Here is a 21,200-nt window from a genome sequence, read left to right on the forward strand (position 1 = left end):
TCACCTGAAGCCGGTGGCCATGTACTGGCCGACGTTGTCCTTGTCGACGACGGCGGAGTAGAGGGTGAGCGACGCCGGGATCTCGAACTCGGCGAGGCCGCCGATCCCCTTGCCCTGGCCGAGCGCGCGGGCCAGGTCGATCGCGGAGGCGGCCATCGTCGGCGGATACAGCACCGTGGCCTTCAGCACGCTGTTGTCGGCCTTGATGGCCTGGAAGGCGGAGAGGGCGCCCGCGCCGCCGACCATCAGGAAGTCGTCGCGCCCGGCCTGCTTGATGGCGCGCAGCGCGCCCACGCCCTGGTCGTCGTCGTGGTTCCACACCGCGTCGAACTTCGGTTGCGCCTGCAGGAGTTGGGCCATCTTGGCCTGGCCGGACTCGACGGTGAAGTCTGCGGCCTGACGGGCCACCTTCCTGATGTTGGGGTAGTTCTTGAGGGCCGCGTCGAAGCCCTGGGTGCGCTGTTTGGTGAGTTCGAGGTTGTCGAGCCCGGCCAGTTCGATGACCCGGGCGTCCTTCTTGTCCTTGAGCTTCTCGCCGATGTAGCTGCCGGCGCTCAGACCCATGCCGTAGTTGTCGCCGCCTATCCAACAGCGGTACGCCTGCGGGGAGTTGAAGATGCGGTCGAGGTTGACGACGGGGATTCCGGCGCGCATGGCCTTGAGGCCGACCTGGGTGAGCGCCTTGCCGTCGGCGGGGAGCACCACCAGGACGTCGACCTTCTTGTTGATCAGCGTCTCGATCTGGCCGATCTGCGCTGCCGTGTCGTTGGAGCCCTCGGTGATCTCCAGCGATACGTCCGAGTACTTCTTCGCGCGGTTCTTGGCGTTGTCGTTGATGGCGTTGAGCCAGCCGTGGTCGGCCTGGGGGCCCGCGAAGCCGATGGTGACGTGCTTGCCGGGCTTGTCGTCGGCGGCCGGCTGGTCGTCCGCGGCGGGCTTCTCGTCCTTGGGGTCGTTGCTGGTGCAGCCGGTGAGGAGGGCACCGGCCGAGACGGCGGCGGTTCCGAAGAGCAGTCCCCTGCGGCTCGCGACAGCTGTCCGGCTCAGGTATGGCATCGACTCTGGCATGGCGGTGAACCCTTTCCTCAGGTCGTGCTCGCGGTACGGCGCTGGACCAGCACGGCGGCGACGATGATCGCGCCCTTGGCGATCTGCTGGACGTCGCTCTGCAGGTTGTTGAGGGCGAAGATGTTGGTGATCGTGGTGAAGATCAGGACGCCGAGCACGGAGCCGGTGATGGTGCCCCGGCCGCCGGTGAGCAGCGTGCCGCCGATGATCGCGGCGGCGATGGCGTCGAGTTCGTAGAGGTTGCCGTTGGTGTTCTGGCCCGAGCCGGACAGGATGATCAGCAGGAACGCGGCGATGCCGCAGCACAGTCCGGACAGGAGGTAGAGGTAGAGCCGCTGGCGCCGTACGTCGATGCCCGCGAGCCGTGCCGCCTCGGCGTTGCCGCCGACGGCGACCGTGCGCCGGCCGAATGTGGTGCGGTTGAGAATCAGCCAGCCGATGACCGTGACGACGGCGAAGACGAGGACCAGCGGCGGTATGCCGAGGACGTACGCGTCGCGCTCGCCAAGCTTCAACACCCCTTCCACGGAGACGATCTGGGTCCTGCCGTCGGTGATCTGGAGGGCGAGTCCGCGGGCTGAGGCGAGCATGGCGAGGGTGGCGATGAAGGGGACCATCGCGCCGTACGCGATCAGCAGTCCGTTGACCAGTCCGCAGCCCACGCCCACGAGCACCGCGGTGAAGAGGATGCCGGCGAAGCCGTACTCCTGGGTGGCGAGCGTCGTCGCCCACACCGAGGAGAGCGCGACGATCGCGCCGACCGAGAGGTCGATGCCGCCGGAGGTGATGACGAAGGTCATGCCGACCGTGACGACGCCGATCACCGAGGCCTGGGTGAGGACGAGTTGGAGGTTGCGGGTGTCGAGGAACTCGTCGGGCTTGGTGATGCCGCCGATGACGATCAGTGCGGCGAGCACGCCGAGGAGGGAGAGGGTGCGGACGTCGGCGTGGGCCGCGAGCGTCCGCCACGCGGGGAGCGGTGCCGTCGAGGGCACCTTGTCGGTACGGTCCCGGGGCGGGGACGCGGGCTGCGTCATGAGGTTCCTTCCATGACCAGGTCGAGGACGCGGTGTTCGTCGAGTTCGCGGGCGGGCGCCGTGTGGACGACGCTGCCCTCGCGGAGCACCAGGACACGGTCGGCGAGGCCGAGGACCTCGGGCACCTCGCTGGAGACCAGCAGCACGGCGAGGCCTTCGTCGGCGAGGCGGCGGATGACCGCGTACAGCTCGGCGCGGGCCCCGACGTCGACGCCGCGGGTCGGTTCGTCAAGCAGCAGCACCTTGCAGCCGCGCAGCAACCAGCGTGCCAGGACCGCCTTCTGCTGGTTGCCGCCGGACAGGGTGCGCACGGGTACCGCCGGGTTGTCGGGGCGCAGGGACAGCTCACGTGTCGCGGTGCGGGCCGCCCGGCGTTCGGCGCCCCGGTCGATCCAACCCCCGTGCGAGAAGCGGGACATGGAGGACACCGACACGTTGCGGGTCACGGACTCCAGCATCAGCAGGGCCTGTGCCTTGCGTTCCTCGGGAGCGAGCCCAAGTCCTGCGCGGACGGCGGCCCGTACGCTGCCTGGCCGCAACGGGCGTCCGTCCACGGTGACTTGACCGGCGCTCGGCCGGCGCGCTCCGTAGATGGTCTCCAGGATCTCGGAGCGTCCGGAGCCGACCAGCCCGGCCAGTCCGACGATCTCGCCGGGACGCAGCTGGAGGTCGAGGGGCGCGAACTCCCCCTCTCTGGCCAGGCCTTGCACTGTCAGCACCGGTTCGCCGGGGGCTGCGGCCGCGGGTCGTTGCGGGAAGACGTACTCGACGTTGCGTCCGGTCATCAGGGCCACGACGTCGCGGGTGGGCGTGGACTTCGCGGGCAGTCCGCCCGCCACCGCCCGGCCGTCCTTCAGGACGGTCACCCGGTCGCCGATGCGGCGGATCTCCTCCAGCCGGTGCGAGATGTAGACGACGGCGACGCCGTCCGCGGTCACATCGCCCACGATGCGGAAGAGGTTGTCGACCTCGTCGGGGTCGAGGGCGGCGGACGGCTCGTCCATGACGATGAGGCGTACGTCGTGGGAGAGCGCCCTCGCCATGGAGACGATCTGCTGCTGGGCGGCCGAGAGGTCGCCGACGAGGCGTCCGGGGTCGATCTCGCTGTGCCCGAGCCGCTTGAGCAGGGCGGCTGTCGAGCTCTTCGCCACCTTTCCGCGTACGACGAACCCGGCGGCCGTGGGCTCGTGCCCGAGGTGGACGTTCTCGGCCACCGACAGTCCCTCCACCAGGTCGAGTTCCTGGTAGATGGTGGCGATGCCGAGGCGCATGGCGGCGATCGGCGACCTCAGCACGGCCGGTTCACCGCGCCAGGTGATCGTTCCGTCGTCGGGCTGGTGGGCGCCGGCGAGGACCTTGATGAGGGTGGACTTGCCCGCCCCGTTCTGGCCGAGCAGACAGTGCACCTCGCCGGCCTGGACGTCGAGGTCGACGCCGTCGAGGGCCCGGACGCCGGGGAACGACTTGGTGATGCCGGACATGGTGAGCAGGGGTGGTTCTGGTGCCATGACGGTTCCCCTCGGCGGGCGTGCGGGCCGGATCCAGGGCAGGGCGCTTACACGAGCAAGCAGGTTCAGGGCGTGGCGGAGCGGGGCGCTGTGCGGGCGACGTCGTACGGGATGTTGCGTACGGGATGTTGCCTGCGGGAGGTGGCGTCGGGGAGGCGTTGCTACGCGGGCGAGAACAGGTGGTCGCTGATGAGCCGGGCCGCGCCGATGACTCCGGCGGTGGGGCCCAACTCGCCCAGCACAATGGGCAGATTGCCGGTCGCGAGCGGCAGTGACTGGCGGTAGACCTGGGTGCGGATCGCGGCGAGCAGGGTGTGGCCGAGACCCGTCACCCCGCCGCCGATCACCACCAGGCCGGGGTTGAAGAAGGAGACGAGCGCGGCGAGGACCTGGCCGGTGCGGTCTCCGCCCTCGCGGATCAGGGCGAGTGCGGTGGCGTCGCCGGCGGCGGCCGCGGCGGCGACGTCGACGGCGCTCAGGCTGCCGGTCGCCTCCAGACGCGTCGCCAGGTCCTGGGAGAGGCCCTGCTGAGCGGCCTCCGTGGCGTCGCGGGCAAGCGCGGCGCCGCTGAAGTGGGCTTCCAGGCAGCCCCGGTTGCCGCAGGCGCAGGGGCGTCCGTCGGGCACGGCCTGGATGTGTCCGATGTCGCCGGCGCTGCCGGTCACACCGCGGTGGACCTCGCCGCCGACGACGATGCCGCAGCCGATGCCCGTGCCGATCTTGACGCAGAGGAAGTCACCCACGGAGCGGGCGACGCCCGCGTGCTGCTCCCCCATCGCCATCAGGTTCACGTCGTTGTCGACCATGACCGGGCAGCCGAGGTCCTGGCTGAGCGCCTCGCGCACCGGGAAGCCGTCCCAGCCGGGCATGATCGGCGGCGCGACCGGCACGCCCTCGGGGAAGCGGACCGGACCCGGGACGCCGATGCCGGCGCCGTCGAATCCCTCCGCGAGCCCGGAGGCCTTCAACTTGGCGGCCATGGTGAGGACTTGCTCGAACACGGCGACCGGGCCCTCGCGGACGTCCATGGGCTGGTTGATGTGCCCCAGGATCTCCAGCTCGGCGTTGGTGACGGCGACATCGATCGAGGTCGCCCCGATGTCGACGCCGAGGAAGCGGAGTGCGGGGGCGAGGCGGACGTTGTGGGAGCGGCGGCCACCGCGGGATGCGGCGAGGCCGTCGGCCACCACGAGCCCGGTCTCCAGCAGCCGTTCGACCTCGACGGCGAGCTTGGACCGGGAGAGGTCGATCTGATCACCGAGCTGGGCACGGGAGTTGGGGCCGCCGTCGCGCAACAGCCGCAGCAGCCGCGCCTGGTGGGCGTTGGCGGGTCGTGCCGTCATACGTCTCACGTGCCCCTCCCCGCTCGGTCGGCCCACACCCGGTTGAGCGGCTTGCGCCCGTCGGGTTCCGGCCGATTCTCCGGCTTGCTTTCGAGGCGAACGTAGCAGCGGCCGCATGGAGTGGGAAGAAGTCGTGCACGAATTGCTTTCAACTTTCTCCACTCTCAGGACAAAGTCGAGAGTCGCGACTCCGTGCACAGGCAGCACAATGGGGCCACTGACGTGCGGAGTTGATGACGGGGTGGGCATGGAGAGGGTGTTGGGGACCGTGGGTGCGCTGTGGCGGCATCCGGTCAAGTCGATGCTGGGGCAGCGGATCCAGGTCGCCGAGGTGACCGATCGCGGGCTGGCCGGCGACCGGCGCCTCGCCCTCCTGGACCGGGAGACGGGCAAGGTCGCCAGCGCCAAGAACCCCCGGCTGTGGCGGACCCTGCTCACCTGCACGGCGACACCGGAGGAGTTCGCGACACGCATCACCGCGCCCGACGGCACGGTTCTGCGGAGCACCGACACGGACGTCGACGAGGCGCTCTCGGCGATCGTGGGCCGGGCGGTCACCCTGATCGGCACACCGCCGCCGCAGGGCACGCTGGACCGGTCCCGGCCCGAGGAGGTCCTGCGTGCGGGCGTGGACGCCGAAGTGGACGCCGATGTCGTGCAGTTCGGCTCGGCGTCTCCCGCCGGTACGTTCTTCGACTTCGCGCCGCTCCACCTGATGAGCACCTCGACCCTCGCCCGGGTGGGCGCGCTGCATCCGCGCGGGGCCGTGGAGGTGCAGCGCTACCGCCCCAACGTCGTGATCGACACGGACGGGGTGGGATTCGTGGACCATGGGTGGTTCGGCGGGGAGTTGAGGATCGGTGACCGGCTCGCGCTGCGCGTGGTGGCCTCGACGCCGCGCTGCGCGGTGCCGACCCTCGCGCACGGCTCGCTGCCGCGCGACCCGCACGCCCTGCGCACGCTCGCCGAGCACCACCGCGTCCCCGCGCTGCCGGGCCGGGCCCCGGAACCCTGCGCCGGCGTCTACGCCCAGGTCCTGCGGCCCGGCCCGGTGCGGCTCGGGGACACCGTCCGGATCTCGGATTCTGCTGGACAGCCGCGCCCTGACCTGCTGTCGTGACGCCGACACCACATCAGGGGGAACGCATGACCGAGCACGCCACGGAGTCACGACCAGGGGCCGACACCGGCAGGGCGGCCCAACGGGTCAGCACCCTGGAGCTCTTCTTCGATCTGGTCTTCGTCTTCACGCTCACGCAGATCACCGTGCTGCTCGCCGCCGACCTGTCGTTCGCGACGGCGGGGCGGGTCGCGCTGATCTTCGTCGTACTGTTCTGGATGTACGGCGCCTACGCGTATCTCACCAACCAGGTGCCGCCCGACCGCCCTTCGCGACGCCTCCTGCTGATGCTGGGCATGGCCGCGTTCCTGGTGTGCGCGCTGGCCATTCCCCGGGCCTTCGACGACGGCGGCGTGGTCTTCGGGCTCGGCTTCCTGGGCGTCGTCCTCGTGCACAGCGCGCTCTACACCCGAAGCCACGGCCGCGACGTCGTCTGGTACGCGGTGCCCAACTCGCTGGCCGCGCTGTCGGTCACGGCCGCCGGGCTCCTCGACGGCCCGGCCGCGGACGGGCTGTGGCTGCTCGCGATCGTGCTGCAGTTCGTCACGCCGTTCTTCGCCGAGCACGGCCCGCGGCGCCGGGACGGGCGCGAAGCCGCCCATCTGCGCGCCCAGTTGGGCGGCCTGAACCCGGCCCACTTCGTGGAGCGGCACGGACTGCTGCTGATCGTCGCCTTCGGCGAGTCCGTCATCGCGATCGGAATCGGCATCGGCGATCAGCCGCTCACCGCGGGCCTGTTCGGCGGCGCGTTCCTCTCCCTGGCCCTGGCGGGCGCGCTGTGGTGGACGTACTTCGTGCGCGACGAGGACCGGGCGGAGGCCGTGTTCACGGCGACGCCGCCGGACCGGCGCTGGCGCCTTGCGATGAACGCCTACTACTACGCCTTCCTGCCGATGCTGCTGGGCATCGCCGCTCTCGCGGCGGGCGTCAAGAAGTCGCTGGGGCACCTCACCGAGCACCTGCACACCGGCCCTGCGCTCGCCCTCGCGGGCGGGGTCGCGCTGTTCCTCGCCGGGGACGTGGCCTTCCGCACGGTCCTGCGGCTCCTCCCGGTGAGCCACCGCGCCGCAGCCGTGCCCGTGGTCCTGGCCACCGCACTGCTCGGCGTCCACCTCTCCGCGGCCGCCGAACTACTGGCCCTGGTGGCCGTGTTGGTCGCGATGCTGGCGGCAGAGGCACGCTGGGCTCCGTGCACAACTGCGGACACGGCTGCGGAAGGCGCCTGACCGTCACGGGCCACGCGCGCGCCTCTCCGACGTGTGCGGCGCGTGCCGTGCGGCCGGCTACTTCTCGCGCTCGTGGTACGTCTTGCGCGTGTGCTCCGTGTGGGCTCGCATGACCTGGGTGGCGCGCGTCTCGTCGCGGTCGGCGATGGCCGCGATGAGGTCGCGGTGCTCGATCCAGGACTGGCGGCCGCGCTGCCGGGCGACCGGTGTGTAGTACCAGCGGACGCGGCGGTCGACCTGCGCGGCCAGTTCGGCGAGGACCGTGTTGCCCGCCAGTTCCATGACCTTCGCGTGGAAGCGGGCGTTCATGGCGACCGCGGCGTCCACGTCGTCGGCGGCTACGGCGCGCTCGCCCTCGGTGCACAGCTCCTCCAGCACGGTGATGCCGGCGGTGCCCGCGCTCGCCGCGGCGAGCCGGGCGGCCTCGGCCTCCAGGAGCGTACGGACGGTGAGGAGCTGGTCGGCCTCCGCCTCCGTCGGCTCATGGACGAACGCGCCCTGGGCGGGCCGCAGATCGACCCAGCCCTCGGTGTTCAGCCGCTGCAGCGCCTCGCGCACAGGCTGCCGGGAGACACCGAGGTGCCCGGCGAGTTCGCTCTCGACCAGGTGCTGGCCCGGCTGGAGGGCACGCGTGGTGATGAGTTCGAGCAGTGCCTCGTAGACGCGGTCGCGCAGCGGGCCGGGCCGTTCGAGCTTGGGCACCGCCCCCTGCGGCAGTCCTGTCGACAACATCGCGGTTCCCCTCCTGGGCAGCGGGGCCAGGGACTCCGTCGACCGTGGCGGTGACGACGGCGGCGGCGCCGCATCCGGAAAGCCAGTATGAATTGTCTTTCGTCTACAGTCTACGGCGCACAATGGCCATGGGGAGGAGAAGTCGGGCTCGTCACACAGGGACGTAGGCACACGTGAGGGGCGGCCGTACGCGCACCTCAGGGGCAGTGCACGCACACGTCAGGGGCAGCGGACGACCTGTCCGGCGTACGACAGGTTTCCGCCGAAGCCGAACAGCAGCACGGGGTCGCCGCTGCGGATCTCGCCGCGCTCCACGAGCTTGGAGAAGGCGAGCGGGATGCTCGCGGCCGAGGTGTTCCCGGAGTCGACGACATCGCGCGCGACGACGGCGTTCACCGCGCCGATCTTCCCGGCGAGGGGCTCGATGATGCGCAGGTTCGCCTGGTGCAGCACGACCCCGGCGAGCTCCTCGGGTGCGAGACCGGCGCGCTCGCAGGCCTGCCGCGCGATCGGCGGGAGCTTGGTGGTGGCCCACCGGTAGACGCTCTGGCCCTCCTGCGCGAACCGCGCGGGCGTGCCCTCGATGCGCACCGCGTTGCCCATCTCGGGCACCGATCCCCACAGCACCGGCCCGATGCCGGGCGTCTCCCCGTCGGGGACCGCCTCGACCACGGCGGCGCCCGCGCCGTCGCCGACCAGGACGCAGGTCGTACGGTCGGTCCAGTCCGCGACGTCGGACATCTTGTCGGCGCCGATGACCAGCGCACGGGTGGCGGCGCCCGCCCGTACGGTGTGGTCGGCGGTCGCGAGGGCGTGCGTGAAGCCCGCGCAGACCACGTTGACGTCCATGGCGGCCGGGGAGGGGATCCCCAGACGGGCGGCTACCCGGGCGGCCATGTTCGGCGAGCGGTCGACGGCCGTGGAGGTGGCGACGAGGACCAGGTCGATGTCGGCCGGGTCCAGGCCCGCCGCCGCGAGCGCCTTGGCCGCCGCGTGCGCGGCCAGCTCGTCGACCGGCTCGTCGGGCCCGGCGATGTGGCGCGTGCGGATACCCACCCGGCTCGTGATCCACTCGTCGCTGGTGTCGACCAGGCCCGCCAGGTCCTCGTTGGTGAGTACCTTGGCGGGCTGGTAGTGGCCGACGGCGGCGATCCGCGTGCCGTTCATGGGTGGTCCCCCTCGTTGCCTTGGGTAGCGGGATCCACCAGTCTGATCAGTGACTCACGGGTACGACGGCAGGCGAAGGGACAGGAAAACCGCGTCAGGCTTGTCGGCTTCTGTCAGCCCTTCGGACGGCCCGAACAGCTACCCCGTGAACAACTGAGTCGCCTTCTGTACGAGTTCGTACAGGCCGTAGCAGAGCGGCGCGCCCACCCACAGCCAGGCGAAGGCGATCAGCCCACGGCGGTCAGGCGGACTCGGACTGTTCTCGCCGGACATCGGCGGCCTCCCTCGGTGCGGGGATGTGGTGACGGGTGTGGACGGGCCGGACGAGCTCGTTGGCGACGAAACCGACGACGAGCAGCCCGATCATGATCATGAAGGAGAGGCCGTAGAGGGCCGAACCGTGTTTGCCCTCGTCCTCCTGCCGGTCGGCGATCCAGTTGACGATCAGCGGGCCGAGGACACCGGCGGTGGACCAGGCGGTGAGCAGCCGGCCGTGGATCGCGCCGACCTGGTAGGTGCCGAAGAGGTCCTTCAGGTAGGCGGGGACGGTCGCGAACCCGCCGCCGTAGAAGGAGAGGATCACCAGCGCGCACACGATGAACAGCGGCTTCGAGGAGTCCCCGAACCACGCGATGAGCGCGTACATCAGGGCGCCCACGCCGAGGTAGACGCGGTAGATGTTCTTGCGGCCGATCAGGTCGGACGTCGACGACCAGCCGATACGGCCCGCCATGTTGGCCGCCGAGAGCAGCGCGACGAATCCGGCCGCCGCGGAGGCCGACACCGGTGTGGAGGTGTCCGCGAAGAAGTCCGTGATCATCGGGGCGGCCTTCTCCAGGATGCCGATGCCCGCGGTCACGTTCATGCACAGCACGACCCACAGGCACCAGAACTGCGGGGTGCGCACGGCGTTGCGGGCCGAGACCTGGACGCCCTCGAACGCACTCGGCGCGCTCTCGACGGGCTTCTCGCTGCGCGGTACGCGCACCAGCAGCACACCGAGGGTCATGAAGACGGCGTACGTCAGTCCGTGCACGAGGAACGCGAGCGCGATGCCGTGCGAGTCGGAGCCGAAGGACTTCAGCATCTGCGCGGACCACGGCGAGGCGATCAGCGCACCGCCGCCGAAGCCCATGATCGCGATCCCGGTGGCCATGCCGGGTCGGTCCGGGAACCACTTGATCAGTGTCGAGACGGGCGAGATGTAGCCGATGCCGAGGCCGATGCCGCCCACGAAGCCGTAGCCGAACACGATCAGCCAGAACTGCTCGGTGGCAGCGCCGAGCGCGGCGATCAGGAAGCCGGAGGAGAAGCAGACGAGGGCGACGGTCATCGCCCAGCGCGGCCCGTTGCGCTCCACGAGCGTGCCGCCGAACGCGGCGGACAGGCCGAGCATGACGATGCCGAGCTGGAAGGGGAGCGCGCTCTGGGTGCCGCTGAGGCCGAGCGCGGATTCGAGCGGCGGCTTGAACACGCTCCAGGCGTAGGCCTGGCCGATGGAGAGGTGGACCGACAGGGCTGCGGGCGGAACGAGCCAGCGGCTCCAGCCGGCCGGTGCGAGAGGGGGGCTCATGATCCCGGAGGATAGGAAGGATCAAGGGAGTTGAGAACCTGCGCGTCGACCGTATGCGGTGAGCGGTATGCAGGAAGCGGCGAACGGTCGGCGGGGGCGCGGGTGGAGCGAGACGGGCCCGGCAACGGGCCCGGGACCGCGTTCAGTGCTGCGCGAAGTCTTGCTGGTCCAACTTCCATACTGTAGACAATATTTCGTCGACAGTGTTCGGCAGTTCCTCGGTACCCTCGACCGAACGGAGCGAGCCACCGTGAAAGTCGCAGTTCTCGGCGCCGGTGCGATCGGCGCCTACGTCGGCGCCGCGCTGCACCGCGCGGGCGCCGATGTGCATCTCATCGCCCGTGGACCGCATCTCGCGGCCATGAGGCGCGACGGCGTCCAGGTCCTCAGTCCACGCGGCGACTTCACCGCGCGGGCCCATGCCACCGACGACCCGGCCGAGGTGGGCCCGGTCGACTTCGTCCTGCTGGGCCTGAAGGCCAACTCGTACGCGGCGTGCGGGCCGCTGATCGAGCCCCTGCTGCACGACACCACCGCGGTGATCGCCGCCCAGAACGGCATCCCGTGGTGGTACTTCCACCGGCACGGCGGCCCGCACGACGGCCACCGCGTCGAGAGCGTGGACCCCGGCGGCGCGGTCAGTGCGGTGATCGCGCCCGAACGGGCCATCGGGTGTGTGGTGTACGCCGCGACCGAGCTGGCAGGGCCGGGAGTCGTACGCCATCTCGAAGGCACCCGGTTCTCCGTCGGCGAGCCCGACCGCTCGATCTCGCAGCGCTGCCTGGCGTTCAGCGAGGCCATGCGGGCGGGCGGACTCAAGTGCCCGGTCGAACCGGACCTGCGCAACGACATCTGGCTCAAGCTGCTGGGCAACATCTCCTTCAACCCCATCAGCGCGCTGGCCCGCGCCACGATGCGGCAGATGTGCCTGCACGGCGGCACCCGCAAGGTCATCGAGATCATGATGACCGAGACGCTCGCCGTAGCCGAGGCGCTGGGCTGTGAGGTCGGCGTCTCCATCGAACGGCGGCTGGCCGGGGCCGAACGCGTCGGCGACCACCGCACCTCCACGCTCCAGGACCTGGAGCGCGGCAAGCCGCTCGAACTCGACGTCCTGCTCGCCGCCGTCGTCGAGCTGGCGGACATCACCGGCGTCCCCGTGCCGACGCTGCGGACCGTCCACGCCATCTCGGACCTGCTCGCATTGAGGACCGCCGCATGAGGAAACGCGACCGAACTCCCAAGACCTACAACCGACTTACGCATCCCTTGATCCGCGACTCCCGCGACGAACCCTTCCGCCCCGCCACCTGGGACGAGGCGCTGACCCGTGCGGCCGCCGGCCTGGACGCGGCGCGCGGCGCGTTCGGGATGTTCTCCTGCGCCCGCGCGACCAACGAAATGAACTATGTGGCACAGAAGTTCGCGCGGGTCGTGATGGGCACGAACAACGTGGACTCCTGCAACCGCACCTGCCACGCACCGAGCGTCGCCGGTCTCACGGCGGCCTTCGGCTCGGGCGGCGGCACCTCCTCGTACGCGGAGGTCGAGCACACCGACCTCGTCGTGATGTGGGGCTCCAACGCCCGCTTCGCGCACCCGATCTTCTTCCAGCACGTGCTCAAGGGGATCCGCAACGGGGCGCGGATGTACGCGGTCGATCCGCGCCGCACGAGCACCGCCGAGTGGGCGGAGAGCTGGCTCGGGCTGAACGTCGGCACCGACATCCCGATGGCGCACGCGATCGGCCGCGAGATCATCCACGCGGGCCTCGCCAACCAGGCGTTCATCGACCGGGCCACGTCCGGCTTCGAGGCGTACCGGACACTCGTCGAGCCATGGACGCTGTCGCTCGCCGAGAAGGTGACGGGCGTACCGGCCGCAGCCATACGGGAGTTGGCGCACGCCTACGCACGGGCGGAGCGGGCCCAGCTGTGCTGGACGCTCGGCATCACCGAGCACCACAACGGCACCGACAACGTCCGCGCACTGATCAACCTGTCCCTGCTGACCGGGCACGTGGGCCGCCACGGCTCCGGGCTCCAGCCCCTGCGCGGCCAGAACAACGTGCAGGGCGGCGGCGACATGGGAGCCATCCCCAACCGGCTGCCCGGCTTCCACGACATCCTCGACCCCGATGCCCGGCTGAGGTTCGAGTCCGCCTGGGACACCGTCATCCAACCCCGCTACGGGCTGAACCTCACCGAGATGTTCGAGGCCATGGAGGAGGGCGCCCTCAAGGCCGTCTACTGCATCGGTGAGAACCCCGCGCAGTCGGAGGCCGACAGCGAGCAGGCGATGCGGCGGCTGCGCAACCTCGACTTCCTCGTCGTCCAGGACATCTTCCTCACGAAGACGGCCGAGTTGGCGGACGTCGTGCTCCCCGCGACCGCCGGGTGGGCCGAGACGGAGGGCACGACGACCAACAGCGAGCGGCGGGTCCAGCGGGTACGCCGGGCCGTCACACCGCCCGGCGAGGCGCGCGAGGACGTCGACATCATCTGCGACCTGGCCTCGCGCCTGGGGCACGAGTGGAAGTACGCGGACTCCGAGACCGTCTGGAACGAGCTGCGGTCGGTGTCGCCGGACCACTACGGGATGACGTACGAGCGCCTTGAGGAACACCAGGGCATCCAGTGGCCCTGCCCGCAGACGGACCGGCTCGAACCGACGTATCTGCACGGGCGGTTGTGGGAGGCGGATCCCGCGAAGAGGGGGCTTCTCGCGCCCTTCGGGCTCGTCGCGCACGATCCGCCCGTCGACCTCACGGACGAGCAGTACCCGATCCGGCTCACCACCGGGCGCCGCCTCGACTCGTACAACACCGGTGTGCAGAGCGGTGGTTTCGCCTCCCCGCTGCGGCGCGGCGAGTTCGTCGAGCTGTGCCCGGAGGACGCCGAGCGCTACGGGGTCGCGGTGGGCGAGGAGGTCCGGGTCTCGTCCCGGCGCGGGGCCGTGGTGGCACCCGTGTGGGTCGACACGGCGCTGCGGCCCGGGCTCGCGTTCATGACCATGCACTTTCCCGACGAGGTGGACACCAACCAGCTGACGATCGAGGCCAACTGCCCGATCGCGGGCACGGCGGAGTTCAAGGCGTCGGCCATCCGGATCGAGAAGCTGCCCGCTGCGATGCAAGTGAGGTGATGTGGTGGACCTGCACTTCGGTGACAGCAAACCGACGGACGAGGAGCGGGCGGCGGTCGACGCGCTGCTCGGCCCTCCGGAGTCCTCGTGGGAAGGCGCCGACAGGTCGGACGCCGATTTGCGGTGGGCGCGCGGTGGCCGGGAGGCCCGGGAGCGCCGTGATCTGCTGTTGCCGGGGCTGCACGCCCTCAACGACCGCGTCGGGTGGATCAGCGAGGGGGCTCTCGACTACCTCTGCCGGCGCCTCACCGTCCCGCCGGCCGAGGCGTACGGGGTCGCCACGTTCTACTCCCTGTTCTCCCTCAAGCCGCGGCCCGCGACGGTGCTGCACGTCTGCACGGACCTCGCCTGCGCGGGTGCCGGGGCGGCCGAGCTGTGTGCGGGGGTCGAGGCGCGGCTCGGGCTCGGCAGCGGGGTGAGTGTGGAGCGGAGTCCTTGTCTGGGGTTGTGCGAGCGGGCGCCGGCCGCGTTGGTGGTGCGGGCGGGTGCCGCCGCGGGGCCGGGTGCGCCTGCGGCGGGCCTCGCCGCCGCCGCCCCTTCCCGTCCCGAAACCGGGGGCTCCGCCCCCAGACCCCCTTATCGGCCTGAACGGCCCAGTCCTCAAACGCCGGACAGGCTGGAAGCAGCCACCGCTGTCGTCGGTGCCGCCGATATCGACACCGTCGTCCTCGCCGCCACCGCCCCCGAGACCGCCCCCGCCGAGCCGTCCGCCGCCATGGCGGTCCCCCAGGCCGGTCAGGGCGGCCTGGTCCTGCTGTCCCGCGTCGGCGTCGTCGATCCCGCCTCCCTCGACGACTACCGAGCCCACGGCGGCTACAGCGCCCTGCGCCAGGCCTTCGCGCTCGGCCCCGGCGGCGTCATCCGCGAGGTCACCGACGCGGGCCTGGTCGGCCGCGGCGGCGCCGCCTTCCCCACCGGCCGCAAGTGGCTGGCCACGGCGTCGCAGCCCGACCATCCGCACTATCTCGTGTGCAACGCGGACGAGTCCGAACCGGGCACGTTCAAGGACCGGGTGCTGATGGAGGGCGACCCGTACGCGCTCGTCGAGGCGATGACGATCGCGGCGTACGCGGTGGGGGCGCACAAGGGATACCTGTATCTGCGCGGCGAGTACCCGCGCGCGCTGCACCGCATGGAGCACGCCATCGGGCAGGCACGCGCGCGTGGCCTGCTCGGGGACGACGTGCTCGGGCAGGGATACGCCTTCGACATCGAGATACGGCGGGGCGCGGGGGCGTACATCTGCGGGGAGGAGACGGCCCTGTTCAACTCGATCGAGGGCTACAGAGGTGAGCCCCGTTCGAAGCCGCCCTTCCCCGTGGAGAAGGGTTTGTTCGGCAGACCCACCGCGGAGAACAACGTCGAGACGCTGGTGAACGTGCTGCCGATCCTGACGACGGGTGCGGGGGCGTACGCCACCATCGGCACGGAGAAGTCCACCGGGCCGAAGCTGTTCTGCGTGTCGGGGAGCGTGGAGCGGCCGGGCATCTACGAGCTGCCGTTCGGGGCGACACTCGGTGAGCTGCTGACGCTCGCAGGAGTGCGTAAGCGTTTGCGCGCGGTTCTCCTCGGAGGCGCGGCCGGCGGCTTCGTACGGCCCGACGAGCTGGACATCCCGCTCACCTTCGAGGGCACACGGGAGGCGGGCACGACGCTCGGCTCGGGGGTGGTGATGGCCTTCGACGACACCGTTCCGCTCCCCCGGCTGCTGCTGCGGATCGCCGAGTTCTTCCGCGACGAGTCGTGCGGCCAGTGCGTGCCGTGCCGGGTCGGGACCGTACGCCAGGAGGAGGCGCTGCACCGGATCGCCGAGCGCACGGGCGCCGAGGCCGCGGGTGACATCGCCCTTCTTCGCGAGGTGGGACGCGCCATGCGGGACGCCTCGATCTGCGGTCTCGGGCAGACCGCGTGGAACGCCGTGGAGTCCGCCATCGACCGTCTGGGGGCGTACGAATGATCAGCACCGAACGCGCGGGGGCCGCCGTATGACCGCGATACCGCTGGGGATCCCCCGCCGGCTCGTCGAGTTCACCCTCGACGGGGAGCAGGCCCGGGTTCCCGAGGGCTCCACGATCCTGGACGCCTGCCGGGCCGCCGGGAAGGACGTCCCGACCCTCTGCCAGGGCGACACCCTCACCCCGAAGAACGCGTGCCGCGTCTGCGTGGTCGAGGTCGAGGGGGCCAGGACCCTCGTCCCGGCCTGCTCCCGCAAGGCGGAGGCGGGCATGGAGGTGAGCACCGGCTCCGAGCGCGCCCGGCACAGCCGCAAAATCGTCCTCGAACTGCTCGTCTCCTCGGTCGACTTGTCGACCACGCCGCAGGTGGCCGAGTGGATCAAGGAGTACGAGGCGAAGCCGGACCGCTTCGGCCCGGACGCGGCCCGTGTCGATGAGGAGGCGAGGGTCGACAACGAGCTGTACGTGCGCGACTACGACAAGTGCATCCTCTGCTACAAGTGCGTCGACGCCTGCGGCGACCAGTGGCAGAACACCTTCGCGATCTCGGTCTCCGGGCGCGGATTCGACGCCCGGATCGCCGTCGAGCACGACGCCCCGCTGACCGACTCGGCGTGCGTGTACTGCGGGAACTGCATCGAGGTGTGCCCGACCGGCGCCCTGTCGTTCAAGTCCGAGTTCGACATGCGCGCGGCGGGTACGTGGGAGGAGTCCGCGCAGACCGAGACGACCACCGTGTGCGCGTACTGCGGAGTGGGCTGCAACCTCACTCTGCACGTGCAGGACAATGAGATCGTGAAGGTCACCTCGCCGCACGACAACCCGGTGACCCACGGCAACCTCTGCATCAAGGGCCGTTTCGGCTACCAGCACGTACAGAACCGGGGCTGATCAGGACATGGGACGAGTCACGGAACGACGCAAGGTGATCCGCATCCGCGACGGGGCCGTCTCCGCCCGCCCGGACACACTCGTCGCCGAGGAACCCCTGGAGATACGTCTCAACGGCAAGGCCCTCGCGATCACCATGCGCACGCCGGGCGACGACTTCGCGCTCGCCGCGGGCTTCCTGGTCAGCGAGGGTGTGCTGGGCGCGGCGGACGAGCTGCAGAGCATCGTGTACTGCGCCGGCGCGACGGTGGACGGCTCGAATTCGTACAACGTGGTGGACGTGCGGACGGCGCCGGGAGTCGTCATCCCGGACATCACGCTGGAGCGGAACGTGTACACGACGTCGTCCTGCGGGCTGTGCGGCAAGGCGAGCCTGGACGCGGTCCGTACGACGGCGCGCTGGGCGATCGACGACACGCTCGGCGACACCACTCCCCCGGTGCGGCTGGAACCCGAGCTGCTCGCGAGCCTCCCCGACCGGCTGCGGGCGGCCCAGCGGGTGTTCGACCGGACCGGGGGTCTGCACGCGGCGGCCCTGTTCACGGAGGACGGCGAGCTCCTCGACGTACGGGAGGACGTGGGCCGGCACAACGCGGTCGACAAGCTCGTCGGACGGGCCCTGCAAAGCGGGCAGCTGCCGCTGTCCCGCACGGTTCTGCTGGTGTCGGGCCGCGCCTCCTTCGAGCTGGCGCAGAAGGCGGTCATGGCGGGCATCCCGGTCCTGGCGGCGGTCTCGGCGCCGTCGTCCCTGGCGGTCGATCTGGCCGCCGAGACGGGTCTGACGCTGGTCGGCTTCCTGCGCGGCCCCTCCATGAACGTGTACGCGGGCGAGCACCGCATCGCTCTGCGGGCCGCGGCCGCCCAGGGCTGACCGGGCTCGCCGCGACACGACGGCGGGGCCCCGAACGGCGGGGAGCGCCCCCTGCGCCTTCGGGGCCCCTCCCTTTGCTCGGTCGCCTCCGGGGCGCCTCAAGCCGGTGTCGGGGAGCCGACCGTGCTCAGCCCCTGGTGAAGTGCACCTCGGCGGCCGTCACCACCGTGCCCAGGCGCGGGAAGTCGAGCCGTACGGACGCGTCGTGTTCGGCGGCGGTGAAGGCGGCCATCGCGTCCTGGACGAAGACGAGGTCGTAGCCGAGGTCGCCGGCGGCGCGGGCGGTGGACTCGACGCCGAGGTTGGTGGCGATGCCACCGAACACGAGGGTGGTGACGCCGCGTTCGCGCAGCCGCTCGTCCAGGCCGGTGCCCTGGAACCCGCCGATGGTCCGCTTCACGATCTCGATGTCGCCCGCCGCCGCGAGCCCGGCGGCGAGGCCGCTGCCGGGTGGCTGCTCGACGATCCCGGGTCGTTCGACACGGATGAGCACGACGGGCGCTCCCGCGGAGCGGAACGCTGTGGCCAACTCCTCGGACACGGTGAGGACTTCGGTGCCCTTGTGGGGTTCCAGGGGCAGCGCGACGATGCGGTCCATCAGGTCGACGAGGACGAGGGCCGTGCGGGCCGGGTCGAGGGCGAGGCGGGGTTCGGTCATGACGGAACGTTAGCCCGCGTCAGCCGTCCGTACCGGAAATCCGGATCAACAGGTCCATGAACTGCTCCCGCTCAGCGGCGGACAGGGAGGAGAGCAGCGCGTCGTTCGCCACGCGCGCCGCCTTCTCGCAACGCTTCAGCAGCCGCCCGCCCTCCTCGGTGAGCGACACCGCGTTCTTGCGACGGTCCTTCGGGTCCGGTTCGCGGACGACGAGGCCGGCGCCCTGGAGGTCGTTGAGGACTCCGACCAGGTCCTTGGGGTCGAGGTGGATGCTGCGGCCCAGCTCGGCCTGGGCGACGGGGCCGAGGTCGCCGACGGCGCTGAGCGCCACGTGGTGCCACATCTTCTGCCCCTCGGCGGCCAGCGCCTCGGAGACGAGAGCGCGACCGCGGGCGGCGGCCCGGCCGAGGAGCCAGCTGGGGAGCGTGCGGATCTCGTGAAGCGCGGCAGCGGAGGTGGGCGCGGGAGGCGGGGCGGGCGCGTCGGACATGGGCACACCCTACCGAGAAATCGTTGGACTTCCCAATGAATGCCGGGCTACCGTTGGGACTCCCAACGAATTCTGGAGGTGCGATGCGTCGCGTCCGGTACGAACACACGGGTGGTCCGCTGTTCACGGAGGAGGTGCCCGTCGCCGCCGCCGGCCCCGGCGAGCTGCTCGTACGCGTGGAGGCGATCGGCGTGACCCTGCCCGTCGTGCGCAAGGTGACCGAGGCCCCGGAGCCCATCGCGCTCGGCGGCGAGATCGCCGGGGAGGTCGTCGCCGTGGGCGCGGGTGTCTCCCGCTTCACCGTGGGCGAACGCGTCACCGGCCTCTGCTTCGGGCACGGGTACGCCGACTTCGCACTCCTCGACGAGGCCATGACGTCACGGATCCCGGACACCGCGAGCGCCGTCGACGCCGTCGCCCTCGTCCGCAGCGGACTCGTCGCCCTCGGCGCCCTGGAGGCGGCGCGCCCCGAGCCCGGCGAGTCGGCGCTCGTGACGGGGGCGGCGAGCGGTGTCGGGCATCTGGCCGTCCGGCTCGCCCGGCTGCGCGGGGCGTCGCGTATCACCGGCGCCGTGTCCGGTCCCGGCAAGGCCGACTTCGTGCGCGGCCTCGGGGCCGACGAGGTGGTCACCTACGACTCCGCGGACTGGGGCGAGCCGGTCGACTACGCCCTCGACGCGGTCGGCGGCAGCCTGCTGACCCCGGCCGTCGCCGCACTCGCGCCGGGCGGGCGGCTCGTCGCGTACAGCTCGGGCGGCGGGACGATCCAGGCGTACGACCTGCTGGTGGGCGCCAAGTCCGTGATCGGCTTCCAGATGGCACTGATCGCCCGCCGTCGCCCGGAGTTGTACGAGCGGTGGCGCCAGGAGCTGTGGCGACTGCACGCGGACGGCGCACTGCGCCCCGCCGTGCACGGGGAGTTCGCGTTGGAGGACGCCGCGAAGGCCCATGCGGTGATCGAGTCGCGAAGCAACCTCGGCAAGGTGGTGCTGATCCCCTGAAGTCCGGCAGCCGGGCGCCCGGGCCGCCGCCGGACGTGACCCGTGCACGCTTCTTGTGGGGTGCCTGAGAGCCCAAGTAGCGTCTGTGGCTCGCACGTTGGACGTGGGACGTCGGATGTGGGACGTCTAGATGTCCCTACGTATGAAGACGTATGACGACGCATGAAGACGTATGAAGGGCAGGCCCCACCATGCCGTCAAGCCTCCGCGCACGTCTGAGATCCCTCCTCACCGCCGGTCTCACCACCGCGGCCCTCCTCGCCCTGCCGAGCCCCGCGAGCGCCCAACAGGCGTCCGCAGCAGGCGAGTTCGAGCAACAGGTGCTCTTCAAGGCATCCCAGGACCCCGGCTACGCGTGCTTCCGCATTCCCGCCGTCGTGAAGAGCGCCGACGGCACCCTGCTGGCCTTCTCCGAGGGCCGGGTCGACAACTGCGGGGACGCGGGCGACATCGACATCGTCCTCAAACGGTCCGAGGACGGCGGGCGCACCTGGGGCCCGCTCCAGGTCGTCAACGAGGGCGCGGGCGACACGCACGGCAACCCGGCGCCCGTCGTGGACCGCAGGACCGGCAGGATCCTGCTGGCGGAGACCTACAACACGGGCCGTACGGACAGCGCGAGCTGCTCCACCCCCTGCGACCGCACCCCGCACCTCCAGTACAGCGACGACGACGGGCAGACCTGGTCCCGGCCGCGCGATCTCAGCGACGAGATCCTCCCGCCGGACTGGAACTCCTGGTACGCCACCGGACCGGTGCACGGCATCCAGCTCACCCGGGGCCGGCACGCGGGCCGGCTCGTCTTCGGCGTCAACACCGAGACCTGGAACGGCAGTCGGGTCACCGCCAATCACGCGGCGCTCATCACCAGCGACGACGGCGGCGACCACTGGGACATCGGCGCGACGGACTCGTGGCCCATCGCCGACGACGGGACGTTCCGCCAGAAGCCGTCCGAGGTGACGCTCACGGAGCGCACCGACGGTTCCGTCCTCGTCAGCGGCCGCGAGCAGGACGGCACCGACCTCGGTCACCGCACCCAGGCCGTCAGCCGCGACGGCGGCGACAGCTTCGTCGCCCCCTTCCGCGACCTCCCGGACCTCTACGCGCCCCAGGTCCAGGGCTCCTCCCTGCGCCTGGGCGACCGGATCCTGCTGTCCTGCCCGGGCGACCCGGACCGCCGCCGGACGATGATGATCCGCTCCTCCTACGACGGCGGCCGCACCTGGGACAGCGTGGACCGCGGCACGGTCGTGACCACGGACTGGTCCGGTTACTCGGACATGGTGCGGGCCGACGGTGACACCGTGGGCCTGATGTACGAGGGCGGCGCCGTCGACGCGCGCGACGAGATCCGCTTCGCGAGGTTCACCGAGGACTGGCTGAAGCCGCGCCGCGGCCCGGACCCGACGACCG

At 71.1% G+C, this 21,200-nt stretch carries 19 protein-coding genes; 9 read left to right on the top strand and 10 right to left on the bottom strand.

Features of this window, described 5'->3' with window-relative positions:
• The 4 genes from ABZS97_RS26855 to ABZS97_RS26870 form a co-directional block, all read right to left on the bottom strand.
• Positions 1-1,056 carry a substrate-binding domain-containing protein gene (locus ABZS97_RS26855; protein WP_356141369.1) on the bottom strand — a complete coding sequence of 352 codons (1,056 nt, stop codon included), beginning with the start codon at positions 1,054-1,056 and terminating at the stop codon, positions 1-3.
• Positions 1,057-1,085: 29 nt separating this feature from the next.
• Positions 1,086-2,105, bottom strand: a complete 1,020-nt coding sequence (locus ABZS97_RS26860; protein WP_356141371.1) for an ABC transporter permease — start codon at positions 2,103-2,105, stop codon at positions 1,086-1,088.
• A complete protein-coding gene (locus ABZS97_RS26865) occupies positions 2,102-3,613 on the bottom strand; it encodes a sugar ABC transporter ATP-binding protein (protein ID WP_356141374.1) in 1,512 nt (503 codons plus the stop codon). Before ABZS97_RS26865 ends, ABZS97_RS26860 begins: the two co-directional genes overlap by 4 nt.
• Before the next feature lie 161 nt (positions 3,614-3,774).
• Complete coding sequence (locus ABZS97_RS26870; protein WP_356141377.1) at positions 3,775-4,956, bottom strand: ROK family transcriptional regulator; 1,182 nt, start codon at positions 4,954-4,956, stop codon at positions 3,775-3,777.
• A gap of 256 nt (positions 4,957-5,212) precedes the next feature.
• On the opposite strand from ABZS97_RS26870, the gene ABZS97_RS26875 reads away from it, so the two are divergent.
• The gene (locus ABZS97_RS26875; RefSeq protein ID WP_356141413.1) at positions 5,213-6,076 is read left to right on the top strand and encodes an MOSC domain-containing protein; all 864 of its coding nucleotides are present in this window, start codon (positions 5,213-5,215) and stop codon (positions 6,074-6,076) included.
• A 26-nt stretch (positions 6,077-6,102) separates the two neighbouring features.
• Positions 6,103-7,302 (top strand): low temperature requirement protein A, encoded by a 1,200-nt coding sequence (locus ABZS97_RS26880; RefSeq protein ID WP_356141379.1) that lies wholly within the window; start codon positions 6,103-6,105, stop codon positions 7,300-7,302.
• 57 nt (positions 7,303-7,359) lie between these two features.
• Here ABZS97_RS26880 and ABZS97_RS26885 read toward each other — a convergent pair whose 3' ends face one another.
• The 4 genes from ABZS97_RS26885 to ABZS97_RS26900 form a co-directional block, all read right to left on the bottom strand.
• Positions 7,360-8,034 (bottom strand): GntR family transcriptional regulator, encoded by a 675-nt coding sequence (locus ABZS97_RS26885; protein ID WP_356141381.1) that lies wholly within the window; start codon positions 8,032-8,034, stop codon positions 7,360-7,362.
• Positions 8,035-8,253: 219 nt separating this feature from the next.
• Entirely contained in the window at positions 8,254-9,201 is a 948-nt protein-coding gene (locus tag ABZS97_RS26890; RefSeq protein ID WP_356141383.1) for a beta-ketoacyl-ACP synthase III, read from the bottom strand.
• 138 nt (positions 9,202-9,339) lie between these two features.
• The gene (locus ABZS97_RS26895; protein ID WP_356141385.1) at positions 9,340-9,474 is read right to left on the bottom strand and encodes a hypothetical protein; all 135 of its coding nucleotides are present in this window, start codon (positions 9,472-9,474) and stop codon (positions 9,340-9,342) included.
• Positions 9,443-10,774: an OFA family MFS transporter gene (locus ABZS97_RS26900; RefSeq protein WP_356141387.1), complete on the bottom strand. Its 1,332-nt coding sequence runs from the start codon at positions 10,772-10,774 to the stop codon at positions 9,443-9,445. Before ABZS97_RS26900 ends, ABZS97_RS26895 begins: the two co-directional genes overlap by 32 nt.
• Before the next feature lie 250 nt (positions 10,775-11,024).
• Here ABZS97_RS26900 and ABZS97_RS26905 point away from each other — a divergent pair, with 250 nt between their 5' ends.
• The 5 genes from ABZS97_RS26905 to fdhD are packed head-to-tail and all read left to right on the top strand — an operon-like array spanning position 11,025 to position 17,635.
• The gene (locus ABZS97_RS26905) at positions 11,025-11,996 is read left to right on the top strand and encodes a 2-dehydropantoate 2-reductase (RefSeq protein WP_356141389.1); all 972 of its coding nucleotides are present in this window, start codon (positions 11,025-11,027) and stop codon (positions 11,994-11,996) included.
• The gene (locus tag ABZS97_RS26910) at positions 11,993-13,918 is read left to right on the top strand and encodes a molybdopterin-dependent oxidoreductase (RefSeq protein ID WP_356141391.1); all 1,926 of its coding nucleotides are present in this window, start codon (positions 11,993-11,995) and stop codon (positions 13,916-13,918) included. The genes ABZS97_RS26905 and ABZS97_RS26910 overlap by 4 nt, the downstream gene beginning before the upstream one ends.
• 4 nt (positions 13,919-13,922) lie before the next feature.
• Complete coding sequence (locus ABZS97_RS26915) at positions 13,923-15,875, top strand: NAD(P)H-dependent oxidoreductase subunit E (protein ID WP_356141393.1); 1,953 nt, start codon at positions 13,923-13,925, stop codon at positions 15,873-15,875.
• A gap of 28 nt (positions 15,876-15,903) precedes the next feature.
• Positions 15,904-16,764 (top strand): 2Fe-2S iron-sulfur cluster-binding protein, encoded by an 861-nt coding sequence (locus ABZS97_RS26920; protein WP_356141395.1) that lies wholly within the window; start codon positions 15,904-15,906, stop codon positions 16,762-16,764.
• 7 nt (positions 16,765-16,771) lie between these two features.
• Positions 16,772-17,635, top strand: a complete 864-nt coding sequence (gene fdhD / locus ABZS97_RS26925; protein WP_356141397.1) for a formate dehydrogenase accessory sulfurtransferase FdhD — start codon at positions 16,772-16,774, stop codon at positions 17,633-17,635.
• Positions 17,636-17,762: 127 nt separating this feature from the next.
• Here fdhD and ABZS97_RS26930 read toward each other — a convergent pair whose 3' ends face one another.
• Together ABZS97_RS26930 and ABZS97_RS26935 are read right to left on the bottom strand one after the other, a co-directional pair.
• Positions 17,763-18,293, bottom strand: a complete 531-nt coding sequence (locus ABZS97_RS26930) for an isochorismatase family protein (protein ID WP_356141399.1) — start codon at positions 18,291-18,293, stop codon at positions 17,763-17,765.
• 19 nt (positions 18,294-18,312) lie between these two features.
• Complete coding sequence (locus tag ABZS97_RS26935; protein WP_356141401.1) at positions 18,313-18,783, bottom strand: MarR family transcriptional regulator; 471 nt, start codon at positions 18,781-18,783, stop codon at positions 18,313-18,315.
• 83 nt (positions 18,784-18,866) lie between these two features.
• Here ABZS97_RS26935 and ABZS97_RS26940 point away from each other — a divergent pair, with 83 nt between their 5' ends.
• Positions 18,867-19,784, top strand: a complete 918-nt coding sequence (locus ABZS97_RS26940) for a zinc-binding dehydrogenase (RefSeq protein ID WP_356141403.1) — start codon at positions 18,867-18,869, stop codon at positions 19,782-19,784.
• A 191-nt stretch (positions 19,785-19,975) separates the two neighbouring features.
• On the top strand, positions 19,976-21,200 hold a 1,225-nt coding region (locus ABZS97_RS26945; protein WP_356141405.1), incomplete at its 3' end, for a sialidase family protein.

The organism is Streptomyces sp. NPDC005485 (assembly GCF_040606085.1).
Classification (GTDB): domain Bacteria; phylum Actinomycetota; class Actinomycetes; order Streptomycetales; family Streptomycetaceae; genus Streptomyces.

Excerpts from the sequence above, each read along its gene's own strand:
- ABZS97_RS26930 (WP_356141399.1), bottom strand. The coding sequence starts at position 18,293 with ATGACCGAACCCCGCCTCGCCCTCGACCCGGCCCGCACGGCCCTCGTC.
- ABZS97_RS26935 (WP_356141401.1), bottom strand. The coding sequence starts at position 18,783 with ATGTCCGACGCGCCCGCCCCGCCTCCCGCGCCCACCTCCGCTGCCGCG.
- ABZS97_RS26910 (WP_356141391.1), top strand. The coding sequence starts at position 11,993 with ATGAGGAAACGCGACCGAACTCCCAAGACCTACAACCGACTTACGCAT.
- fdhD (WP_356141397.1), top strand. The coding sequence starts at position 16,772 with ATGGGACGAGTCACGGAACGACGCAAGGTGATCCGCATCCGCGACGGG.
- ABZS97_RS26880 (WP_356141379.1), top strand. The coding sequence starts at position 6,103 with ATGACCGAGCACGCCACGGAGTCACGACCAGGGGCCGACACCGGCAGG.
- ABZS97_RS26900 (WP_356141387.1), bottom strand. The coding sequence starts at position 10,774 with ATGAGCCCCCCTCTCGCACCGGCCGGCTGGAGCCGCTGGCTCGTTCCG.
- ABZS97_RS26870 (WP_356141377.1), bottom strand. The coding sequence starts at position 4,956 with ATGACGGCACGACCCGCCAACGCCCACCAGGCGCGGCTGCTGCGGCTG.
- ABZS97_RS26860 (WP_356141371.1), bottom strand. The coding sequence starts at position 2,105 with ATGACGCAGCCCGCGTCCCCGCCCCGGGACCGTACCGACAAGGTGCCC.
- ABZS97_RS26885 (WP_356141381.1), bottom strand. The coding sequence starts at position 8,034 with ATGTTGTCGACAGGACTGCCGCAGGGGGCGGTGCCCAAGCTCGAACGG.
- ABZS97_RS26895 (WP_356141385.1), bottom strand. The coding sequence starts at position 9,474 with ATGTCCGGCGAGAACAGTCCGAGTCCGCCTGACCGCCGTGGGCTGATC.
- ABZS97_RS26865 (WP_356141374.1), bottom strand. The coding sequence starts at position 3,613 with ATGGCACCAGAACCACCCCTGCTCACCATGTCCGGCATCACCAAGTCG.
- ABZS97_RS26920 (WP_356141395.1), top strand. The coding sequence starts at position 15,904 with ATGACCGCGATACCGCTGGGGATCCCCCGCCGGCTCGTCGAGTTCACC.
- ABZS97_RS26940 (WP_356141403.1), top strand. The coding sequence starts at position 18,867 with ATGCGTCGCGTCCGGTACGAACACACGGGTGGTCCGCTGTTCACGGAG.
- ABZS97_RS26855 (WP_356141369.1), bottom strand. The coding sequence starts at position 1,056 with ATGCCATACCTGAGCCGGACAGCTGTCGCGAGCCGCAGGGGACTGCTC.
- ABZS97_RS26890 (WP_356141383.1), bottom strand. The coding sequence starts at position 9,201 with ATGAACGGCACGCGGATCGCCGCCGTCGGCCACTACCAGCCCGCCAAG.